The sequence below is a fragment of the Croceicoccus naphthovorans genome, assembly GCF_001028705.1.
Classification (GTDB): domain Bacteria; phylum Pseudomonadota; class Alphaproteobacteria; order Sphingomonadales; family Sphingomonadaceae; genus Croceicoccus; species Croceicoccus naphthovorans.
The window spans coordinates 653,735-672,363 of the sequence record NZ_CP011770.1 but is presented as its reverse complement, the minus strand read 5'-3'; the positions used below and the strand labels follow the sequence as shown (position 1 = coordinate 672,363).

The 18,629-nt window shown below is 65.1% G+C and carries 19 protein-coding genes; 12 read left to right on the top strand and 7 right to left on the bottom strand.

The annotated features are described in order from the left end of the window. From AB433_RS03355 to AB433_RS03345, 3 genes are all read right to left on the bottom strand, one after another. On the bottom strand, positions 1-684 hold the full coding sequence (locus tag AB433_RS03355) for a polysaccharide biosynthesis/export family protein (RefSeq protein ID WP_218916915.1): 684 nt from the start codon (positions 682-684) through the stop codon (positions 1-3). Positions 685-688: 4 nt separating this feature from the next. Further along, positions 689-2,050, bottom strand: coding sequence for an O-antigen ligase family protein (locus AB433_RS03350; RefSeq protein ID WP_047819914.1), 1,362 nt, complete (start codon positions 2,048-2,050; stop codon positions 689-691). 78 nt (positions 2,051-2,128) lie between these two features. Beyond that, on the bottom strand, positions 2,129-2,386 hold the full coding sequence (locus tag AB433_RS03345; protein ID WP_047819913.1) for a hypothetical protein: 258 nt from the start codon (positions 2,384-2,386) through the stop codon (positions 2,129-2,131). Between the two features lie 194 nt (positions 2,387-2,580). On the opposite strand from AB433_RS03345, the gene AB433_RS03340 reads away from it, so the two are divergent. Next, a complete protein-coding gene (locus AB433_RS03340; RefSeq protein ID WP_053058961.1) occupies positions 2,581-3,774 on the top strand; it encodes a glycosyltransferase family 4 protein in 1,194 nt (397 codons plus the stop codon). A 2-nt stretch (positions 3,775-3,776) separates the two neighbouring features. After that, positions 3,777-4,340, top strand: a complete 564-nt coding sequence (locus AB433_RS03335) for a serine O-acetyltransferase (RefSeq protein WP_053058960.1) — start codon at positions 3,777-3,779, stop codon at positions 4,338-4,340. A 1-nt stretch (position 4,341) separates the two neighbouring features. Here AB433_RS03335 and AB433_RS03330 read toward each other — a convergent pair whose 3' ends face one another. Then, positions 4,342-5,745: an exopolysaccharide biosynthesis polyprenyl glycosylphosphotransferase gene (locus tag AB433_RS03330; protein ID WP_053058959.1), complete on the bottom strand. Its 1,404-nt coding sequence runs from the start codon at positions 5,743-5,745 to the stop codon at positions 4,342-4,344. Positions 5,746-5,945: 200 nt separating this feature from the next. Here AB433_RS03330 and AB433_RS03325 point away from each other — a divergent pair, with 200 nt between their 5' ends. The 8 genes from AB433_RS03325 to AB433_RS03290 all read left to right on the top strand — a co-directional run bounded on the left by AB433_RS03325 (position 5,946) and on the right by AB433_RS03290 (position 14,062). Beyond that, the gene (locus AB433_RS03325) at positions 5,946-6,845 is read left to right on the top strand and encodes a pirin family protein (RefSeq protein WP_047819912.1); all 900 of its coding nucleotides are present in this window, start codon (positions 5,946-5,948) and stop codon (positions 6,843-6,845) included. 63 nt (positions 6,846-6,908) lie between these two features. Next, positions 6,909-7,568 (top strand): ATP phosphoribosyltransferase, encoded by a 660-nt coding sequence (gene hisG / locus AB433_RS03320; protein WP_047819911.1) that lies wholly within the window; start codon positions 6,909-6,911, stop codon positions 7,566-7,568. After that, positions 7,568-8,872 carry a histidinol dehydrogenase gene (gene hisD, locus AB433_RS03315; RefSeq protein WP_047819910.1) on the top strand — a complete coding sequence of 435 codons (1,305 nt, stop codon included), beginning with the start codon at positions 7,568-7,570 and terminating at the stop codon, positions 8,870-8,872. The genes hisG and hisD overlap by 1 nt, the downstream gene beginning before the upstream one ends. A gap of 4 nt (positions 8,873-8,876) precedes the next feature. Next, the gene (locus AB433_RS03310; protein ID WP_047819909.1) at positions 8,877-9,404 is read left to right on the top strand and encodes a DUF1993 domain-containing protein; all 528 of its coding nucleotides are present in this window, start codon (positions 8,877-8,879) and stop codon (positions 9,402-9,404) included. Then, entirely contained in the window at positions 9,401-9,868 is a 468-nt protein-coding gene (gene nusB / locus AB433_RS03305) for a transcription antitermination factor NusB (protein WP_047819908.1), read from the top strand. Before AB433_RS03310 ends, nusB begins: the two co-directional genes overlap by 4 nt. Beyond that, complete coding sequence (gene thiL / locus AB433_RS03300) at positions 9,865-10,776, top strand: thiamine-phosphate kinase (RefSeq protein WP_047819907.1); 912 nt, start codon at positions 9,865-9,867, stop codon at positions 10,774-10,776. The genes nusB and thiL overlap by 4 nt, the downstream gene beginning before the upstream one ends. Positions 10,777-10,882: 106 nt before the next feature. Beyond that, positions 10,883-13,036 carry a sodium-translocating pyrophosphatase gene (locus AB433_RS03295; protein WP_047819906.1) on the top strand — a complete coding sequence of 718 codons (2,154 nt, stop codon included), beginning with the start codon at positions 10,883-10,885 and terminating at the stop codon, positions 13,034-13,036. A 111-nt stretch (positions 13,037-13,147) separates the two neighbouring features. Then, positions 13,148-14,062, top strand: coding sequence for an acyl-CoA thioesterase (locus tag AB433_RS03290; protein ID WP_047819905.1), 915 nt, complete (start codon positions 13,148-13,150; stop codon positions 14,060-14,062). Between the two features lie 67 nt (positions 14,063-14,129). Here the strand turns inward: AB433_RS03290 and AB433_RS03285 are convergent, their stop codons facing one another. The 3 genes from AB433_RS03285 to AB433_RS03275 are packed head-to-tail and all read right to left on the bottom strand — an operon-like array spanning position 14,130 to position 16,959. Next, on the bottom strand, positions 14,130-15,488 hold the full coding sequence (locus AB433_RS03285) for an SPOR domain-containing protein (RefSeq protein ID WP_156170656.1): 1,359 nt from the start codon (positions 15,486-15,488) through the stop codon (positions 14,130-14,132). A gap of 22 nt (positions 15,489-15,510) precedes the next feature. Further along, a complete protein-coding gene (locus AB433_RS20920) occupies positions 15,511-16,227 on the bottom strand; it encodes a hypothetical protein (RefSeq protein WP_047819903.1) in 717 nt (238 codons plus the stop codon). Positions 16,228-16,242: 15 nt separating this feature from the next. Beyond that, positions 16,243-16,959 (bottom strand): ParA family protein, encoded by a 717-nt coding sequence (locus tag AB433_RS03275; RefSeq protein WP_047819902.1) that lies wholly within the window; start codon positions 16,957-16,959, stop codon positions 16,243-16,245. 109 nt (positions 16,960-17,068) lie between these two features. Between AB433_RS03275 and AB433_RS03270 the strand changes: the two genes are divergently transcribed. Continuing rightward, entirely contained in the window at positions 17,069-18,328 is a 1,260-nt protein-coding gene (locus tag AB433_RS03270) for a DUF418 domain-containing protein (RefSeq protein ID WP_047823216.1), read from the top strand. Positions 18,329-18,408: 80 nt separating this feature from the next. After that, positions 18,409-18,582, top strand: a complete 174-nt coding sequence (locus AB433_RS03265) for a (2Fe-2S)-binding protein (RefSeq protein ID WP_047819901.1) — start codon at positions 18,409-18,411, stop codon at positions 18,580-18,582. Positions 18,583-18,629 lie beyond the last annotated feature (47 nt).

The following is an 18,629-nucleotide window of genomic DNA, read 5'->3' as shown; positions in this document are numbered from 1 at the left end:
TCAGAACGCCTGAAACACGTTGAAGAACGGCGCGGTCAGCAGGAAGTCGCGGAACGCGCCCTTCACCGCCGAATTGCCGACGACGACGATATCGCCGCCGCGCAGCGCGGGGTTGTCCGCCGCGCCGCGCCGGATTTCGGCAAGGTTGAAGACCGCGCCCATGCGCTGGCCATCCTCCATGCGGAACACCATCACCTGGTCCAGCTTGGCCGTACGCGTCGGGCTTTTCGCCTGCGCGATCATTTCCAGCAGGGTCGCGCGGCCGTTGGGCAGTTGATAGCGGCCCGGTTCGGTCACAGACCCTTCGACCGTCACGAACTGGCTGGCAGAGCTGTTGACGAAGACCGTGACGCGCGCGTCGTTATAGAACGCGTCATCGAGACGGCCCTTGATCTGCCGCGTCAGTTCGCCGCTGGTAAGGCCCGCGGCGGTAACCGTGCCGATCAACGGATATTCGAACTGCCCCTCGGCATCGACGGGCAGGTCGGTGTAGGACAGCGAGGGATCGTCGTAAACAGAGATCGTCAGCCGGTCGAACGGGCCGATGCGATAGGCGCCCATCGACTGTGCGTCCTGCGGCGCGAGTACCTGATAGGCGGCGGGTCCACGCGCCATCGATGCGTCCGGCACCGACTGGCAGCCGCCTAGCGCGGCTGCGACGAAGATGGCTGCGCCAACGCGCATCCCGTTAAACCTGAGCATGAGCGCGACCCCCCGGCTTTTGTCCGAAATATCCAAGCGCAATGGCCGTCACCACTGCCAGCGAAATGGAGCGAAGTGGATAATCCACGAGCGAATGCGTGGCGACGAGCGCCATGATCGAGACCATCGACGAATCTCCGTACATGAAGCCTTCGCGCCATTTGCGAAGCGTGGTGCGAACCAGAAAAGCGCCCAGCCCCGCCAACAGCAGGATCGCCGGAAGCCCGCCCTCGATCGCGAATTCCAGCCAGTCGCAGTGGGCACGGTTGGCGAGGGTCGTGTCGACGACCGATAACCGTTCGACCATGGGGAAAACCTGCGGGAAAGTGCCGATCCCGGTGCCGAAGGGGAACGCGACCCCGGCAAGGTGAAGGGCATCGGGCCAGATCGCGGTCAGCCGCCCGTCTGCGCCCAATGCAAAACGGTCCAGCACGGTGGCAATGGCGGTTGCATCACGGGCCAGGGCAAGGAAGGTCGCCAGCGCGGCAATCGGCAGCATGGCGAAGGTGATTGACCGGCGGGACAGGCCCACGCGCAAGTTCAAGATCGCGTAGAGCCCCAGCGGAACCGCCAACAGCGCAATCGCGGCGCGCGAGCCGGTTAGCAAGACGCAGAGCGCCAGAAACGCCACGATCAGCAGCACAAGCGGGCGAAACCATGCGAGCGCAGCATCCTTGGGAGACGAAAGAAAGATCGCCGCGATCATGCCGATCAGCAGGAAATCGCCCTGCGAGTTCTGGTTCGCGAACAAGCCGCCGGAGCCGGTCCCGGCAGAGCGCGCATAGATGGCAAAGGTCGCGCCGCCCACACGCTCCAAACCCGCCAGCACCCCGGATAGAACCGCAAGCGCGACCAGCGCCAGCATGATCCGCATCACCCCCTGCCGATCAAGTCGCGATGCCAGAACCAGCGCGACCAAGGGCGGGATCAATGACAACAGACCCCACCGCGTGGCCGCCGGGTCCATCGTCAACGGATGCAGCACGGGCGACACGCCCAGCGCATCGTAGGCCGCAGCCAGCGGCGCGCGCAGCGGCAGCGCAAAGACCGCCGATGCTGGCAAGGGCAATAATTGCAAAAGGGCCAGCCCCGGCAAAGCGACCGCCAGCATCAGCAGACCGGACGCTAATCCGGCAGCCTTGTCACGCATTCGCAAAAGAGCCCAGGCGCCTGCGGCCAAGGCGCAAAGGATTGCCATGGTTTCGCCCAAGGGCGCGGGCGTGCCGCCTCCGCCGAAAAAGATCGCTCCGCCCAGCAAGAGCATCAGCGGACGCTCCGCACCGACCGCCGGTAAGGCCGGCCGAACCGCCGGATCGGCCGGAAAAGCAAGGCGAAGCGGATTGGGCACGTGTGGTTGGCGAACCTTCAGAATGTTAGGAAAAAGGCTGCGGATGCGCGTGGCGGTCGCAATGCCGCAAGCGGGCGGCTAGCCGTTGCTATCGGACGATCCGGAAGCAACCACTGTAGCTGCGACTACCGCCCCGCCGACGGCGATGACCGCCAGCACCGTGCCAAGCCCGACGATCTGCGATTCGTCCTCTGGCTTGGCCGAAGCACGTTTCGGAAGTTCCTGCCCAGCAGGCGCCCTTACCGGAGCTGCGACACTGATCGACGTCAACATCGGTGACACGGCCAGCGCCAAGGCTCCGGTCACGGCAAGCGGATTGGCAATTTTAGATTTCATAGTCCGGTATCTCCTGCTCGATCTGTGACACGACGTTCGCCATGGTCATGTCAGCGTTCAGCGATGGCAGGGAGGGGGTTTCGGAACCGTTCCGGTGCTGCTCCGGGAAAACCCCTCCAATATGGATCAGAAACGCGGAAAATCAGCGTATTCGCGCGTGACTGGTTCGGCGCATTGCCGCATTCACGGCCGCAATGCGGATCGCGATTCTCAACACGCTTTATCCACCCTCCACCGTCGGCGGTGCGGAGCGTAGCGTTGCCGTGCTGGCCCAAGGGCTGGTCGCAGCGGGGCATCAGGTGGACGCCATCGTGCTGCACGATGGCGCTGAGATGACGACCGAGAGCGTAGATGGCGTGACCGTGCATCGGCTGCCCCATGCGCAAACCTATTGGCCCTATGACGGGCAGGAACGCGGCGCGGCTTCACGGCTGGGCTGGCACTGGCGGGCGCGGGGACTCTGGGCCGGGATGGATGGTCTGGCGCGCCTTTTGGAAAGTATTGCGCCCGATGCGGTGCATACCAACAACCTGACGGGCTTTGGATCCGACGTAATCCCTATGCTGCGCGCGATGAACCTGCCAGTCGTGCATACGCTGCGCGATTTCGGGCTGGTCTGCGCGCGGGCCGGATTGTTCCGCGATGGCAAGGATTGCACACCGCGCTGCCTGTCTTGCCGCGTATTGACCCGCCGCCGAATAAAGAACGCAGGTGGCGTGGGCATGGTGGTCGGCAACAGCCAGTTCATGATCGACCGGCACCGACAGGAAGGCCTGTTCGCCGATACGCCGTCGCGCACGATCTTCAACGCGGTACCGGGGATCGGGGTGCCGCCCGAACCCACTCCGCGCAAAGCGGGACAGCCCCTACGGATCGGATTTGCCGGGATGGTAAAGGCGGAAAAGGGGATCGAGACTTTGCTCTCGGCTTGCCGCCCGCTGCCAAACGACGCTTGGACGCTGACCGTCGCCGGACGGGGTGAGCAATCCTATGTCGAGGGGCTGAAAGCCGCAAGCGCCGACCTGCCGGTCGCGTGGCCGGGGTTCGTGCCGATCGACCGGTTTTTTGCGGAACTGGACCTGATCGTCATCCCCTCGATCTGGCCCGAACCGATGCCGCGCGTCTTGATAGAGGCGATGGCCGCCGGGCTGCCGGTGATCGTTTCCGACGCCGGGGGATCGGCGGAAGTGGCGGGGCTTTACCCCCATGCCCGATTGTACGATCGCGGCGATGTCGGTGCGCTGACCGGTGCGTTGCAGGACGCAATCCGGCAGGGCCCGAAACGGCATCGGCCCAGCAAGGCCCTGCTGGCACGGTTCTCGGTCGAGCGGCTGGTTGACGATTACCTCGATGCCTATCGCACCGTGATCGCGGCGCAGGGGGCATAGGGTTGGCGGATTGCGAGCCAGTTACGAGCGGCGGCCTGCGCGCCCTGATCGCCGCCGATGTCGCCGCCTATGCGCAGAGAATAGGCAAGCATCCCGGTTGGGGCTTTTGGCTGCGGCATCTGGCGTTGATGCCGGGGTTCAATTTCGTGCTGGGCCATCGGCTGGTGCGCGCCGTTTGCAAAGTGCCGATCATTGGCCGTCCGATGGCGCGGATTGGGCTGTTCATGCTGGAAATGAGCTATTCGAGCGAAGTCGCGATTTCGGCGAAAATCGGCGGCGGGTTCTATGTGCCGCATCCGTTTGGAATCGTGATCGGGTCGGACATTGCGATCGGACGCAATGTCATGATCCTGCAGAACGTAACGCTGGGCCGCCGCGCATCCGGCGATACGCGCACGCCGACGATTGGCGATGGCGTCACCATTGGGGCGGGTGCGGTGGTCGTCGGGCCGATAGCGATTGGCAACAATGCGACCGTCGCCGCCAACGCGCTGGTGCTGGACGATGTGCCGAAAGGCGGACGCGCCATCGGCAATCCCGCGCGCATCCTTCCGCCGAAAGACTAGGTCAGAACGCCTGCGGGTGGACCAGCACTTTGGCTGTCGCCGCGACGATGCGGAGATCGCGCCAGATCGACCAGCCGTTCAGATACTCCAGATCCGCCTGAAGCCGATTGCGCAAGTGATCCTCATGATCGGTCGCACCACGATGGCCGCGCACTTGCGCCAGCCCTGTCAGCCCCGGCTTTAATGCGTGGCGTTCCCAGTATCGCCGGTCGACTTGCCAGTAGAGCTTGTCCCCCGCCTTCGCCATGGCCGCGTGGGGGCGCGGGCCAACGATGCTCATCTGGCCCAGCAGGACGTTAACCAGTTGGGGCAGTTCGTCGATTGAGGTCGCGCGGATAAACCGCCCCACGCGCGTGACGCGCGGATCGCCACGCTGGGTCAGGCGGTTCGCGGCATCATCGCACTGGGCCAGGCGCATGGAGCGGAACTTGAGCATCCGAAAGCTGCGGTTCCCTTGCCCTACGCGGTTTTGGCGAAAGAACACCGGGCCGCGATCCTCGACCACGATGGCTAGTGCGACCACGGCGAAGATCGGCAGCGCCGCGATCAACGCCGCAGCTGCAAAGGCAATGTCGAACCCGCGCTTCAAAACCTGATTATACAGCGCCAGCGGATGCGCCGCGACGATCAGCGTGCCATGCGCCCCGGCGCGACCGGCACCGATAACGCCCAGCCGATCGACCGTCTCGTCGACGATCTCTGCCTGAACGTCGAAGCCCTTCAAGACGCGTGCCCACGCGGTGCGCCGGTCCGGCTGGCAACAAACGATCACCCGGTCCATCCGGTGGACCAGCGTACCGATCCGGTCCAGCATGTCCGGGCTATCGCCATCGGGTACGATCCCCATGTGCATCGCATCGGCATGGCGCGCCCACGCGATGTCGCGGCTGGGGCGACCATCCTCGATCACCAGAATGCGCTCGACTTGCCCCCGCGTTGCGGAACGCACCTGCATTGCCAGAAACATCCGCGCCGCGGCGATCGCCGCCAGCGCAAGGATCACCCAGAGCAGCGAGGCGATGCGCGACACTTCGTCGCTTTCCTTGATGACGAACAGCACCAGCATGATCGTGGCCGCCGCATAGAGCAAAGCCCGCCCGCCCCGCGCCGCCGAAACGACCGGCCGCAACAGGATCGAGCGGTCATAGGCCCCGGTGAACAGCGCCAGCACCACGCAGAGCGGCGGCAAGAGCACCGCAAAATCCATTGTCCGGTGATCCAAGGGAATGCCATGCAACCCACAGGCGATCACCGCCGCAGCATAAACGAACACCGCGTCGATCAGCGCCATGCCGCCTTGCACGATCAGGCGTTCACCCTGACCCAGTCCGGCCCGCCGCTGCCGATGGCAAACGGGATCGGCGGCAATGGCCGGATCCGCGATAATCGTGCTGAAAGCGTTCATGTCTACGCGTCGCAGCCCCGGCATTCGTCGTCGGCGGCAGCGTCCTCTGTATGGTTAAGGCGTGACGCAGTCCTGTCGCTTGCCGCGTGTAAGTCCGCAGAAGTTGCCACTAGGGATTTTCCCGTGGATCGCGCAGAGTAAGGTCGGAATCGGAACCAAATCCCGTCCGAAACATCCGGTCTGGAGGAAGCGAGTTTGCCATGACCCAAGAAACCCCCTTCACCACCACCGTCGTCCCGGTCAGCCACGACCTTGGCGGATTTGCCGTCCGACGCGCGGTGCCCAGCGCGCAATGCCGCATGGTCGGCCCTTTCGTATTCGTTGACGAGTTCGGCCCGGCGCGGCTGGATGCGGGATCGGCGATGGACGTGCGCCCGCACCCGCATATCGGTCTGGCGACAGTGACTTATCTGGTCGAGGGCGCGATCGATCACCGCGATTCCCTGGGCACCTTCGCGACGATCCGGCCCGGTGCGGTGAACCTGATGACGGCAGGCAGCGGGATCGTCCATTCCGAACGCACGCCGCAGCGGGAGCGTGAGACTGGCTTCGACCTGTTCGGGATGCAGACATGGCTCGCCCTGCCCGAACGGCTGGAAGAGACCGACCCCGCGTTCGAGAGCGTCGCGGCTCAGGACTTGCCGGTTTTGACCGATAACGGGGCAGAGGCGCGGGTCATCATGGGCACTCTGTGGGGCAAGACCGCCCCGACGACCTGCCATGCAGAGACGATCTATGCCGATGTCGCGCTGGCTGCGGGCGGTTCGGTGCCCATGGATGCCGATGCCGACGAACGCGCGGTCATGCTGATCGCGGGCGAGGCGAGCGCCGATGGCGAGCCGCTGGAGCTATACGCACTGCATGTCCTGAAACCGGGCCGCGCCGCGACCCTGACCAGCGCCAATGGCGGGCGGGTCATGCTGCTTGGCGGAGAGACGATGGGGCCGCGCCGGGTGTGGTGGAACTTCGTGTCCAGCCGCATGGAGCGTATCGAACAGGCCAAGGAAGACTGGCGCGAAGGCCGCTTTCCGGTGGTTCCCGGCGACGAGGAGGAGTTCATTCCGATCCCCGAAAAGCCCAAAACGGTCAGCTACCCCTGATTCCTTGGCCGTCAACATTTGGCCTAGCCTTGCGGGCCGGTGCGGCCTATCTGCCCGCCTGTCATGACCGCCAAGCTAACCTTCGCCGTGCCCAAGGGCCGCATCCTGGAAGAGGCGCTGCCCCTGATGGCGCGCGCCGGCATCGTTCCGGATGCCGGTTTCCACGACAAGAAGAACCGCTCGCTTTCGTTCGATTGTGAGGACGGGCAGACCCGCGTGATCCGCGTGCGCGCCTTCGACGTCGCCACTTTCGTCGCGCACGGCGCGGCGCAGGCCGGGATCGTCGGGTCCGACGTGATCGAGGAATTCGACTACCCCGATCTCTATGCGCCGGTCGATCTGGACATCGGGCACTGCCGCCTATCCATCGCAGAGCCGAAGGATGCTGCAGAGAACGAGGATAAAGCCAGCCACCTGCGCGTCGCGACGAAGTACCCGAACCTCACCCGCCGCTGGTTTGAGGCGCGCGGTATTCAGGCCGAGTGTGTGAAGCTGAACGGCGCGATGGAACTGGCCCCTTCGCTGGGCCTCGCCACGCGGATCGTCGATCTGGTTTCCACCGGCACGACGCTGCGCGAGAACGGGCTTGTCGAAACCGCCAAGTTGCTGCCGGTATCGGCGCGCCTGATCGTCAACCGTGCCGCGCTGAAGACCGATCCGGAACGGCTGGGCAATCTGATCGAACAGTTCCGCGCGCTCGCCGCCGAAGCCAAGGCGGCCTGATGAAGCGGCTGGTCTCCTCCGACCCGGGCTTTGCCAAGGCCTTCGCCCGCGTGGTCGCCGACCGGCGCGAGGCGGACGACGATGTCAGCCGCGATGTGCGCCGCATCCTCGAACGCGTGAAGGCAGAGGGCGACGAGGCCATCGCCGACTATACCGAGCGGTTCGATCACTGGAAACTGGCCGACGATGCCGACTGGCGCATCGGGGCGGAAACGTGCGAAGCCGCCTACCACGCACTCGACGGCGTGCTGCGCGATGCGCTGGAATTGGCAGCAGAGCGCGTGCGCAGATACCATCAGGCGCAGCTGCCCGAACGCCGCGACTATCGCGACGAACAGGGCGTGCGTCTGGGCGCGATCTGGCGGCCGGTCGATGCCGCCGGGCTTTACGTGCCGGGCGGACGCGCGGCCTATCCGTCATCGCTGCTGATGAACGCGATTCCCGCCAAGGTCGCAGGTGTAGAGCGGCTGGCCGTCGTTACGCCCACGCCGCGCGGCGATACCAATCCGCTGGTCCTTGCCGCCGCGCATATCGCGGGCGTGGACGAAATCTGGCGCATTGGCGGCGCGCAGGCCGTTGCCGCCCTTGCCTATGGCACCGACCGCATCGCGCCGGTCGATGTCATCACCGGCCCCGGCAATGCCTGGGTGGCCGAAGCCAAGCGCCAGCTTTACGGCACCGTCGGGATCGACATGGTCGCGGGGCCGAGCGAAATTCTGGTTATCGCCGACAAGGACAATGACGCCGGATTCATTGCCGCCGACTTGCTGTCTCAGGCAGAGCACGACCCCGATGCGCAATCGATCCTTATCACGGACGATCCCGAATTCGCCGACCTTGTCGCCGATCGCGTCGGGGTGGAACTGGCAACGCTTGCCACGCGCAAGGTGGCGGAACAATCGTGGAAGGACCACGGGTTGATCATCGAAGTCGGCTCGCTGGACGAGGTGCCTGCGCTGGCCAATGCTCTGGCGGCTGAACACGTAGAACTGGCCGTCGCGAACCCCGAACCGCTACTGGAATCGATCCGCCATGCCGGGTCGGTCTTCATCGGACGCCACGCTCCAGAGGCGGTGGGCGATTACGTTGCGGGACCGAACCACGTCCTGCCCACCGGGCGCCGCGCGCGGTTTGCCAGCGGCTTGTCGGTGCTCGATTTCATGAAACGCACCAGCTTTATAGAGCTGGATGCCGATGCGCTGACCGCCATCGGCCCCGCCGCCGTCGCGCTGGCAGAGGCAGAGGGGCTGCCCGCCCATGCCCGCTCGGTCGCCGTACGGCTCAACCGCCGTAGAGAGGATTAACTCCATGCCGATTTCGCTCCACGCCGCTTTCGTGCCCAGCTGCCTGCAACTGATTGCGGCAACCGGCACCCTGATCGACAAAGCCGCAGCGGCATGCGCCGAACAGGGCAAGGATTTCAGCAGCGTCGCCGATGCGCGCCTTGCGCCCGACATGTTCGATTTCTGCTATCAGGTGAAATCGATGCGTGTCCATTCGATCGGCGCGATCGAAGGCGTGCGGGCCGGTACGTTCTCACCTGATCTCAGCGAAGCGCCGCGTGATGCCGACGGCCTGAAGCAGGTGCTCGACGATGCGCGCCAAAAGCTTGAAGCGGTGACTGTCGAAGAGATGGAGAGCTTCGTCGGTGCGCCCGCAGAGTTCCGCTTCAAGGACTTCGTCATGCCGTTCAAGGCGGAGGACTTTCTGCTCTCGTTCTCTCAGCCCAACTTCTATTTTCACGCGACGACCGCCTATGACCTGGTCCGCGCACAGGGTATTGCCATCGGAAAGCGCGACTACTTGGGCACGCCCCGCATGACGGCGCCGCAATGACCGCACGATCCCAATCCCGCTCCGCCGCCCGCCTTGCCGCGGTGCAGGCGCTTTACCAGATGGACATGGAAAAGACGCCGCTGGCGCGCCTGCTCGATGAATTCCACCAGCATCGCCTCGGTCGAGAGATCGAGGACGCGCAATATGCAGAGGCCGAGGTCGCATTTTTCGACGACATCGTGTCGGGCGTCGATGCCCGGCGTGAGGAAATCGACACGCTGATCGCGAACAAGCTGGCCGAGGGGTGGTCGCTGTCGCGGCTGGACCGCACGATGCTGCAGATCCTGCGTTGCGGCACGTACGAACTGCTGGCACGGGTCGATGTGCCCAAGAACGCGGCGATCAGCGAATATGTCGACGTCGCCCACGCCTTTTTCGAGGCGCGCGAGGCGAAGTTCGTGAACGGGCTGCTCGACGCGATTTCGAAGGCGGGACGAGACCCGAAGGCGCAAACCCCCGAATGACGGGCCAAAGCGCGGAGGAAGGCTTTATCGCCGCCCTGCGCGCCATTGCCCGCGATCCCGGCGCACGCGGTCTGACCGACGATGCGGCGGAACTGAGCGTCAGCGCATCGACGCTGGTCATCACTCACGACATGATGGTGGAGGGCGTGCATTGGCTGCCCCGACAGGACCCCGCCGACGTGGCGTGGAAACTGGTGGCGGCGAACCTGTCGGATCTTGCCGCCAAAGGCGCGCAGCCGCTGGCGCTGGTCATGGGCTATATGCTGGGCGATGCCGCGTGGAATGCGCGGTTTGTCGAGGGACTGGACGAGGCGGTGGTTCGGTTCGGCGTGGCCTTGCTGGGCGGCGACACGGTGAGCACGCCGCAAGGGTCGGCCCGCTCCATCGGGATCACCGCTATCGGTCAGCCACAGGTCGTGCCCTCTCCTTCCCGCGCCGACGCGAAGCCGGGACAAGCGCTGTGGATCACCGGCACTGTGGGCGGGGCGCTTGCCGGGTTCGAGGCCCTGCGAGCGGGCAGCACCGATGAAGCCCTGACCGCTCCGTTCCGCCGCCCCGAACCGCATGTCGCGGCGGGTGAGGCACTGGCGAAGCATGTCGGCGCGATGATGGACGTATCGGACGGGTTGCTGCTCGACGCGACCCGCATGGCGCAGGCCAGCGGCACGACCATCGCCATCGACAGCAGCGCCGTACCCGTCGTGCCCGCCCTTGCCGACCGCCGTGACGAGGCGATGCGCTGGGGCGACGATTACAACCTGCTGTTCACCCTGTCCGAAGGGTCGACTCCGCCGGTCGCGGCGACCCGCATCGGCACGGTAATGGCCGGGAGCGATCGCCCACTGCTGATCGACGGTACCCCGCCAGACAGTCCTGACAAGCTCGGCTACCTGCACCGTCAACCCTGAATTCCACCCTGTGCACAGCGCGCTTGCGCCGCGCCCGATACCGTGTAGCTTCCCCGCCACGACATCCCGGAAAATAGGGGTGCGAGACATAGGAGGGGATTCCAACGTGGATCTAGTTACGATCGCCATCGTGCTGGGGCTGCTTGCCGTCGTGTACGGTTTCGTCACCAGTCGCCAGGTTCTGGGCGCTGCCGCGGGCAGCGAAAGAATGCAGGAAATCGCCGCCGCTGTTCAGGAAGGGGCTCAGGCCTACTTGAAGCGGCAATATACCACCATCGCCATCGTCGGCGTCATCGTCGCCATTCTGGTCGCGGTCTTCCTTGGCCCGATCAGCGCAGTCGGCTTTGCCATCGGCGCGATCCTTTCGGGCGTCGCGGGCTTTATCGGGATGAACATCTCGGTCCGCGCCAATGTAAGGACGGCAGCTGCGGCGCAGACGGGTTTGCAGGAGGGCCTGACGCTGGCTTTCCGCGCAGGCGCGATTACCGGCATGCTGGTGGCGGGTCTCGCCCTGCTGGCGATTGCGGTGTTCTACTACTACCTGACGGCAATCGCCGGGTACGAAGTGGGCGGTGAGAACCGCACGGTGGTTGACGCACTCATCGCGCTGGCCTTCGGCGCCTCGCTGATCTCGATCTTCGCGCGTCTGGGCGGCGGGATCTTTACCAAGGCTGCCGATGTCGGCGCCGACCTTGTCGGCAAGGTCGAGGCCGGTATCCCCGAGGACGATCCGCGCAACCCCGCCGTGATCGCGGACAATGTGGGCGACAACGTCGGCGACTGCGCAGGCATGGCCGCCGACTTGTTCGAGACTTACGTCGTGACCGTCGGTGCCACGATGGTGCTGACCGCGCTGCTGCTGTCGCAAGTGCCGCAACTGGAAGGCCTGATGGCCCTACCGCTGCTGATCGGCGGGGCTTGCGTCGTTACCTCGATCATCGGCACCTACTTCGTCCGTCTCGGCGCGAAGCAGTCGATCATGGGCGCGATGTACAAGGGCTTCCTCGTCACCGCGATCCTGTCGATCCCGGCGATCTACTTCGTCACGCAGCTCGCGCTGGGCGACATGAACGCACCCATCGGCGGTATGGTCGAGAACGTCGATCCGGGCATGCCCCTGTCGGAAGAAGGTACCTCGACGCAAGTCGGCGGCTTTACCGGCATGGACCTGTTCTATTGCTCGCTGCTGGGCCTTGCCATCACCGGCCTGATCATCTGGATCACAGAGTACTACACCGGCACGAACTTCCGACCGGTAAAGTCTATCGCCAAGTCGTCGGAAACCGGCCACGGCACCAACGTGATCCAGGGCCTTGCCATCAGCATGGAGGCGACCGCGCTTCCCACCCTGGTCATCGTGGCAGGCATCATCATCGCGTACCAGTTGGCTGGCCTGATCGGCATCGCCTATGGCGCGACCGCGATGCTGGCGTTGGCCGGTATGGTCGTGGCCCTCGATGCGTACGGTCCGGTGACGGACAACGCGGGCGGCATTGCCGAAATGGCCGACATGGACGCATCGGTGCGTGAAAAGACCGATGCATTGGACGCCGTGGGCAATACGACCAAGGCGGTGACGAAGGGTTACGCGATCGGATCGGCGGGCCTTGCCGCGCTGGTCCTGTTCGCCGCCTATACGACCGACCTTGCCCACTTCTTCCCCAAACTCGACGTCGATTTCAGTCTTGAAAATCCATACGTCATCGTAGGGCTGCTGCTCGGCGCGTTGCTACCCTACCTGTTCGGGTCGATGGGCATGACGGCGGTGGGCCGCGCGGCGGGCGACGTGGTGAAAGACGTGCGCGATCAGTTCGCCAAGGATCCGGGCATCATGGCCGGCACAAGCAAGCCGGACTATGCCCGCACGGTCGACCTTGTGACCAAGGCCGCCATCAAGGAAATGATCATCCCGTCGCTGCTGCCGGTGCTGGCGCCGATCGTGGTGTACTTCGTGATCACCCTGATTGCCGGGCAGCAGAACGGCTTTGCGGCGCTGGGCGCGCTGCTGCTTGGCGTGATCGTCGGCGGGCTGTTCGTCGCGCTTTCCATGACCGCCGGTGGCGGTGCGTGGGACAACGCCAAGAAGTACATCGAAGACGGCAACCACGGCGGCAAGGGCTCTGACGCCCACCACGCCGCGGTAACGGGCGATACCGTGGGCGATCCGTATAAGGATACAGCGGGTCCGGCCGTGAACCCGATGATCAAGATCACCAACATCGTGGCGCTTCTGCTGCTGGCGGCTCTCGCCGCAGGCTGAGGTTTCACGAGCATGGGGGGAAAGGCCCTGCCCGCACCGCCGGGCGGGGCCTTTTGCTATGCGGGCCGTAGCGGAATTGACGCGGACGGGATCGGGCTGCATGGCCGGTGCATGACTGAATCGCGCCGCTCCCTTGTCGAAGGGTCCGATCGGGACCGCGTAGACATCCTCAGCCGCCTGCTCCGGGTCGATCCCGTTGCCCATGACATCTTCATCGCATCGCGCATGCCCGACGGTAATGGCCGCATCTTCGGCGGGCAGGTCGTGGCGCAGGCGTTGGCGGCGGCGCAGGCGACTGTGGACGATGGGCGCAATCCGCACTCGCTTCACGCCTATTTCCTGCGCGGCGGGAACGAGGAATTTCCGATCGAGCTGCGGGTAGAGCGCGACTTCGACGGCGGCAGTTTTTCCAACCGCCGCGTCATCGCCTCGCAGAACGGCACCCCGATCCTGAATCTGACCGCGTCGTTTCAGCGCAAGTCCGCCGCGCCGCACTGGCCGATCAAAATGCCCGACGTGCCCGGACCGGAAGAACTGATCGACGAACTGGACGTGCCAGAGCGCTATCAGGCGATCGATAGGGACCGCCCGGTGCCCGCGCTGTTGCGCCACCGCGCGTTCGAAATGCGGGCAAGCGAAGCGCAGTGGCGCAAACAGGTCGATCCGGCGACGCCAAGCGTTTACTGGTTCCGGCTCGTTGCCACACTTGGCGATGACATGGCGCTGCACCGCTTGGCGCTCACGTATCTCAGCGACTACGGCCTGCTCGGCACGGCTCTACTGCGGCGCGGGTTGCAAATGGCGTTTCACGAGGCGCGGATTGCCAGCCTGGACCATGCGCTCTGGTTTCACAGCGATGCTCGGGTCGACGAATGGTTCGCCTTCGTCACCGATTCGCCGTTTCTGGGCGGCGGGCGTGGGCTAACGCAGGGGTATTTCTTCACCCGCGACGGTCGCCTGTTCGCCACGGCTTCGCAGGAAGGCATGATCCGCCTGCCCGAAGGCAGCTATACCCCGCCCTCGTAACGAGAAGGGGCGGCGCCCTGCGGCACCGCCCCTCTACCCCCTCCGCTGCGACGGAGCGTTTGTTTCGTCAGTCGGCCTTGGCGACGCGGACCTTGGCATCGGCCTTTGCCGTGCTCTTGGCGATGGGGAGACAGCCGTGGCCACCGGCCTTCACCGCCGCGCACATTGCGTTCGCACCCTTGGCGTCAAAACCACCGGCGGCGACGCGCCAGTAATCCTTGCCATCGACATTGGCCTTGGTGATGACCGGGCTCTGCCCCTTCAGGTTGGCATAGCGCGACTGGAACACCTTCCAACCGGCCTGCGCCTGCGATTCCGATCCGTATGAGCCGAGCTGGGCGATGTGCGTGCCCGCAGCGCCTGGCGTCGGCAGCGCCGGGGCCGCCTTCTTGACCGGGACGGGCTTGGCCGAAGTCGTAACCGCAGCGGCCTTGACCGGCGTGGCCTTGGCCTCTGCCTTTTTCGCAGGGGTCGGCTGGATCACCGCCATCTGCATCGTCTGGGGCGCAGCGTTCGATGCCGGAACTGCGGCGGTCTTTACCGGGGCAGGTTCGGCCAGCGCGGCAACGACGACGGGCTTGGCAGCAGGCTTTTCAGGCGCCGCGACAACAGCGGGCTTGACCGAGGCGGTTTGGGCCGGAGCGACCGGCTCTGCCTTCGCCATCTGGACCGGCGCGGCGGGCTTTGCCGCCGGGGCCGGAGCCGGGAAGTTCGACAGGGCCAGTGCACGCGGCATGCCCTGATCGTCCGCCAGTTCGGTGCCGACCAGCGCGGCAACGCGTTGCCCGACCTGATCGGGGCGCGATGTCGTCGCCCATTCGGTGATCCGCTGATCAAGCATGTTGGCCGGAACGTCCTGCGCCGCCATCAGGCGCGCCTCGCGCCAGCGACCGTCAAGGGCGAAGGCATAGGCAAGGTTCTGGCGATTCTTGGGCGTGTTGTTGCCAATGCGGATATCGGCAGAAATGATTTCCACGCCGCGCGCAGTTTCACCGGCCAGCGCAAAGGCAAGGCCGCGGTCCGCCGCCGGGATCGCATTGCCCTGCATGGCCAGCGCCGAAACACCGGCGCGCGGATTGCCCGCACCGATTTCGGCCAGCGCCAGCATCAGCGCGGTGCGCGGGCTGTTGTCGCCAAGGCTCACCGCTTCTGCCAGCGCAGACCGCGCAGAATAGATGCGGCCGGCGCGCAGGTAAGTACGGCCCAGCAGCGCACGACGCGCGGCATCGCGCGGCTCGCTCTCAACCGCATCTTCGGCATAGCGCACGGCCTTGCCCAGTTCGTTTTCCTGAAGCGCCTCGGCCGCCTTGGCCACCGATCCGTCACCCGCCATCGCAGGCTGAACGGCAACGACACCCGCCATCATCGAACCGGCAAGCATCATGGCCGCCAGGCCCTTGCGATTCGCGAAAAGGTTCTTGCTCATCGGTTGCATCCCTTGCTCTCGATTAGGACCACGACGAAGATGTCGCGGAGTTAGCACCTTTTGACGCCAGCGCGCCAAGATATTGTTCGATCGCCCTTTCCGCGACGATCGCATCGTCCACACCCTGCCGATAGGCGGCATTGCGAAGCTGTTCGCGCAGCGCCGGGTCGAGGTGCAGCACGGTTACCGGGCCGCGACCCACGATCAGAGAAACGAAGCGAGCCCAAGCCGCGCGGATCGAGCCGAACAGGCCGACGGGGATCTCGTCCGCCGCCTCAAGTTCCAGCGGTTCTTCGGCATAGGCTTCGGCGGGAGCGGCAGTCGCGGCCTGAAGCCGTTCCTGCATCGCGCCGACCGGATTGGCTGCAGGTGCTGGCGTTACCGGGGCGGTCCATGCCGCCGGTGCGTTCCAGTCGCCCGCATCGTCGTCGTAACTATCCGCTTCGTCCCAGTCGGCATCGTCGGGCGATGCGTTGACATAGAGCGATTCGGGCGAATTGGTCATGGCCGTGAGGCCGATGGCGCTGCGCGTGCCGTAATTCGGCTTTGCACCCTCGCCCATGTCGTTCCAGCCGCAGTCGTCTTCCGCGCCGGTCAGCCAGCCCGAAAGGGCACCGCCGCCGCCGTTGCCGCCAAAGCCGGTCTGCTGGATCTGGGACTGGCGACGCATGGCGGGACGCGCCGCGCCCTTCTTGGCCAGCAAGCCGCCTGTGTCCGGTCCGATCGATGTACCTGCCATCACAGCCAAGCCTCCTTATGCGCCAGTGGCGCGGCGGCCGAAGCCTCCGCTGGGGCGAGTGCCGACACCGGCACCGGCCTGCTTGGAACCGGCAAAGACGTTGCGGCGGAAGTTCTTTTCAAGACGCTCTGCCAGATAGGCCCAGAGCTGCTCCATCTCTTGCGCGGAGCGGCCGTAGGGATCGATCTCCATCACGGTGCGACCGTCGATCATCGAAGCGGCAAAGTCGGTGCGGTGATGCAGCACGACCGGGGCGACCGTGCCGTACTGGGCCAGCGCGGCTGCGGCTTCTGACGTGATGCGCGCCTTCGACAGCGCAGAGTTCACCACGAAGACCAGCGGCTTGTTGGCGCGGGCGCAGATGTCCACGGTGGCGCCGACAGCGCGAAGATCGTGGGGCGAAGGACGCGTCGGCACAACGACAAGGTCGGCCACGCTGATGACCGACTGGATCGCCATGGTGATCGCGGGCGGCGTGTCGATGACCGCCATCTTGAAGCCCTGTTCACGCAGCGTCACGAGGTCCTGCGCCAGACGCGCGACGGCGGTCTGGGCAAATGCGGGAAATTCGTCCTCACGCTCGTTCCACCAGTCGGCGAGCGAGCCCTGCGGGTCGATGTCGATAAGTACGACCGGCCCCGCGCCGGCGCGCTGGGCCTGAACGGCCAAGTGGCCAGACAGCGTGGTCTTCCCCGATCCACCCTTCTGTGAAGCCAATGCGAGTACGCGCACCGATGATCCCCTTCGCGTCACACTAAAATGCTGTGCGCCACTCTTGCGGGACAACCCTAATTTTGCGTTAAGCCTGCCCTTCGAACCCGAGAAAAAGGCGATTTTTCCGATGGCGGATGACCCGCTTTCCCCGCAAGCGACTGAACGAACAGGCCGAATCGCCACGCTGGATCTGGCACGCGGGTTCGCGGTCTTGGGTATTCTGGCGATTAACGTGACGACGATCGCCGGTCCGGGCCTCGCGACGGCCAATCCGGATTGGCACGGCCAGGCTCAATCTGCGGACTGGGTGGCCTTTGGCGTTTCGTGGATCGTCTTCGAAGGCAAGATGCGCGCGATGTTCGCGACGCTGTTCGGGGTCAGCCTCGTGCTGTTCCTGTCGCGCGGGGAAGAAGTTTCGCGGGTGGTGGAGCAAGTGCGGCGACTGCTGTGGCTGGCGGTGTTCGGGTATCTGCACTTCGCGCTGTTCTGGTGGGGGGACATCCTGCTCACTTATGCCATTGCGGGCATGATTGCGCTGTTCTTCAAGGATTTGCGGGCGGGAAGCCTGTTCGTGCTCGGCCTTGGCGGGCTGGCCTATCTGTCGGTCGCCGGGGCACTGGAAGGCGCATGGGGCATGCATCTTGGCGCGGTTAGCGCGAGCGGTGTCGGTAGCCCCTCCGACCTCGCCGCTGCTGCCGAGACCGAGGCCGCCATTCAGGCGCGCGTTGCCGAGAAGATGGCTGAATACGCGATGGGGTTCTGGGAAGCGATCCGCTACCGCCTGACCGTCACGCCAGATGCGCCCTTGCGGATGGCGGCCTTTGCCGTGCTGGAGGCGCTGCCGCTGATGTTGTGCGGCATGGGATTGGGCAAGAGCGGGTTCTTTACCGGCGGCTGGTCGCGCCGGGCGCTGTTGTGGGCCGCTGGCTGCGGGCTGGTGATTGGCGTAGCGTGGTATGGCGCGATGCTGGCCTATGCCGCGTCGGTCCAGTTCTCGTCGATTACCACGGAATTGCTCCCCTATCGCTATGGCATCGTGGGGCGCGTGGCGATGGTGGCGGGGTATCTGGCTCTGCTCGCGCTGTTCGGCGCGGCGATCGCGCGGTCGGGGCCGGGCGCGCGGATTGCGGCGGCGGGGCGGATGGCGTTCAGCAACTATCTCGGCACCACCGTCGTGATGACGTTCATTTTCCACGGATGGGGATTGAACCTCGGCGCGTACGAATATGGGCAGGCGACGCTCGTACTGTTCGTGCTGCTAGGCTGGACGCTGATGCTCGGCTGGTCACGGCCATGGTTGGCGCGGTTCGGGATCGGGCCGCTGGAATGGCTGTGGCGCAAGCTGGCCGGGATGGGCATCAGGCGGGCCGCACTAGTTGCACGGTAGGACGACATATTGCGGGGTTTGCTTTTGCAAGCAATTCGCATTAACAAGAGCGAAGAGGCAACGAGAGGGCCGATTCGAGCATGTACCTGTGCATCTGCAATGCGATCCGCGAAAAGGATTTCCGCGCTCTGGCGCCGGTCTGCGCGGGCACGGCCGAACACATCTACGCCGAACTGGGCCACCAGCCGCAATGCCGCCAGTGTCTGGACGAGGCTGAGGAAATCCTCGACGAATTTCGCTGCTGCGCGGCCTGATTACCAGCGCCGCTGCCCAGCGTCCTGCAAGGCATTAGCAACTACTC

Excerpts from the sequence above, each read along its gene's own strand:
- AB433_RS03310 (WP_047819909.1), top strand. The coding sequence starts at position 8,877 with ATGCCGATTTCGCTCCACGCCGCTTTCGTGCCCAGCTGCCTGCAACTG.
- AB433_RS03285 (WP_156170656.1), bottom strand. The coding sequence starts at position 15,488 with ATGAGCAAGAACCTTTTCGCGAATCGCAAGGGCCTGGCGGCCATGATG.
- AB433_RS03265 (WP_047819901.1), top strand. The coding sequence starts at position 18,409 with ATGTACCTGTGCATCTGCAATGCGATCCGCGAAAAGGATTTCCGCGCT.
- thiL (WP_047819907.1), top strand. The coding sequence starts at position 9,865 with ATGACGGGCCAAAGCGCGGAGGAAGGCTTTATCGCCGCCCTGCGCGCC.
- AB433_RS03345 (WP_047819913.1), bottom strand. The coding sequence starts at position 2,386 with ATGAAATCTAAAATTGCCAATCCGCTTGCCGTGACCGGAGCCTTGGCG.
- AB433_RS03355 (WP_218916915.1), bottom strand. The coding sequence starts at position 684 with ATGCGCGTTGGCGCAGCCATCTTCGTCGCAGCCGCGCTAGGCGGCTGC.
- hisG (WP_047819911.1), top strand. The coding sequence starts at position 6,909 with ATGACCGCCAAGCTAACCTTCGCCGTGCCCAAGGGCCGCATCCTGGAA.
- AB433_RS03330 (WP_053058959.1), bottom strand. The coding sequence starts at position 5,745 with ATGAACGCTTTCAGCACGATTATCGCGGATCCGGCCATTGCCGCCGAT.
- AB433_RS03290 (WP_047819905.1), top strand. The coding sequence starts at position 13,148 with ATGACTGAATCGCGCCGCTCCCTTGTCGAAGGGTCCGATCGGGACCGC.
- nusB (WP_047819908.1), top strand. The coding sequence starts at position 9,401 with ATGACCGCACGATCCCAATCCCGCTCCGCCGCCCGCCTTGCCGCGGTG.
- AB433_RS03325 (WP_047819912.1), top strand. The coding sequence starts at position 5,946 with ATGACCCAAGAAACCCCCTTCACCACCACCGTCGTCCCGGTCAGCCAC.
- hisD (WP_047819910.1), top strand. The coding sequence starts at position 7,568 with ATGAAGCGGCTGGTCTCCTCCGACCCGGGCTTTGCCAAGGCCTTCGCC.
- AB433_RS03340 (WP_053058961.1), top strand. The coding sequence starts at position 2,581 with ATGCGGATCGCGATTCTCAACACGCTTTATCCACCCTCCACCGTCGGC.
- AB433_RS03270 (WP_047823216.1), top strand. The coding sequence starts at position 17,069 with ATGGCGGATGACCCGCTTTCCCCGCAAGCGACTGAACGAACAGGCCGA.
- AB433_RS20920 (WP_047819903.1), bottom strand. The coding sequence starts at position 16,227 with ATGGCAGGTACATCGATCGGACCGGACACAGGCGGCTTGCTGGCCAAG.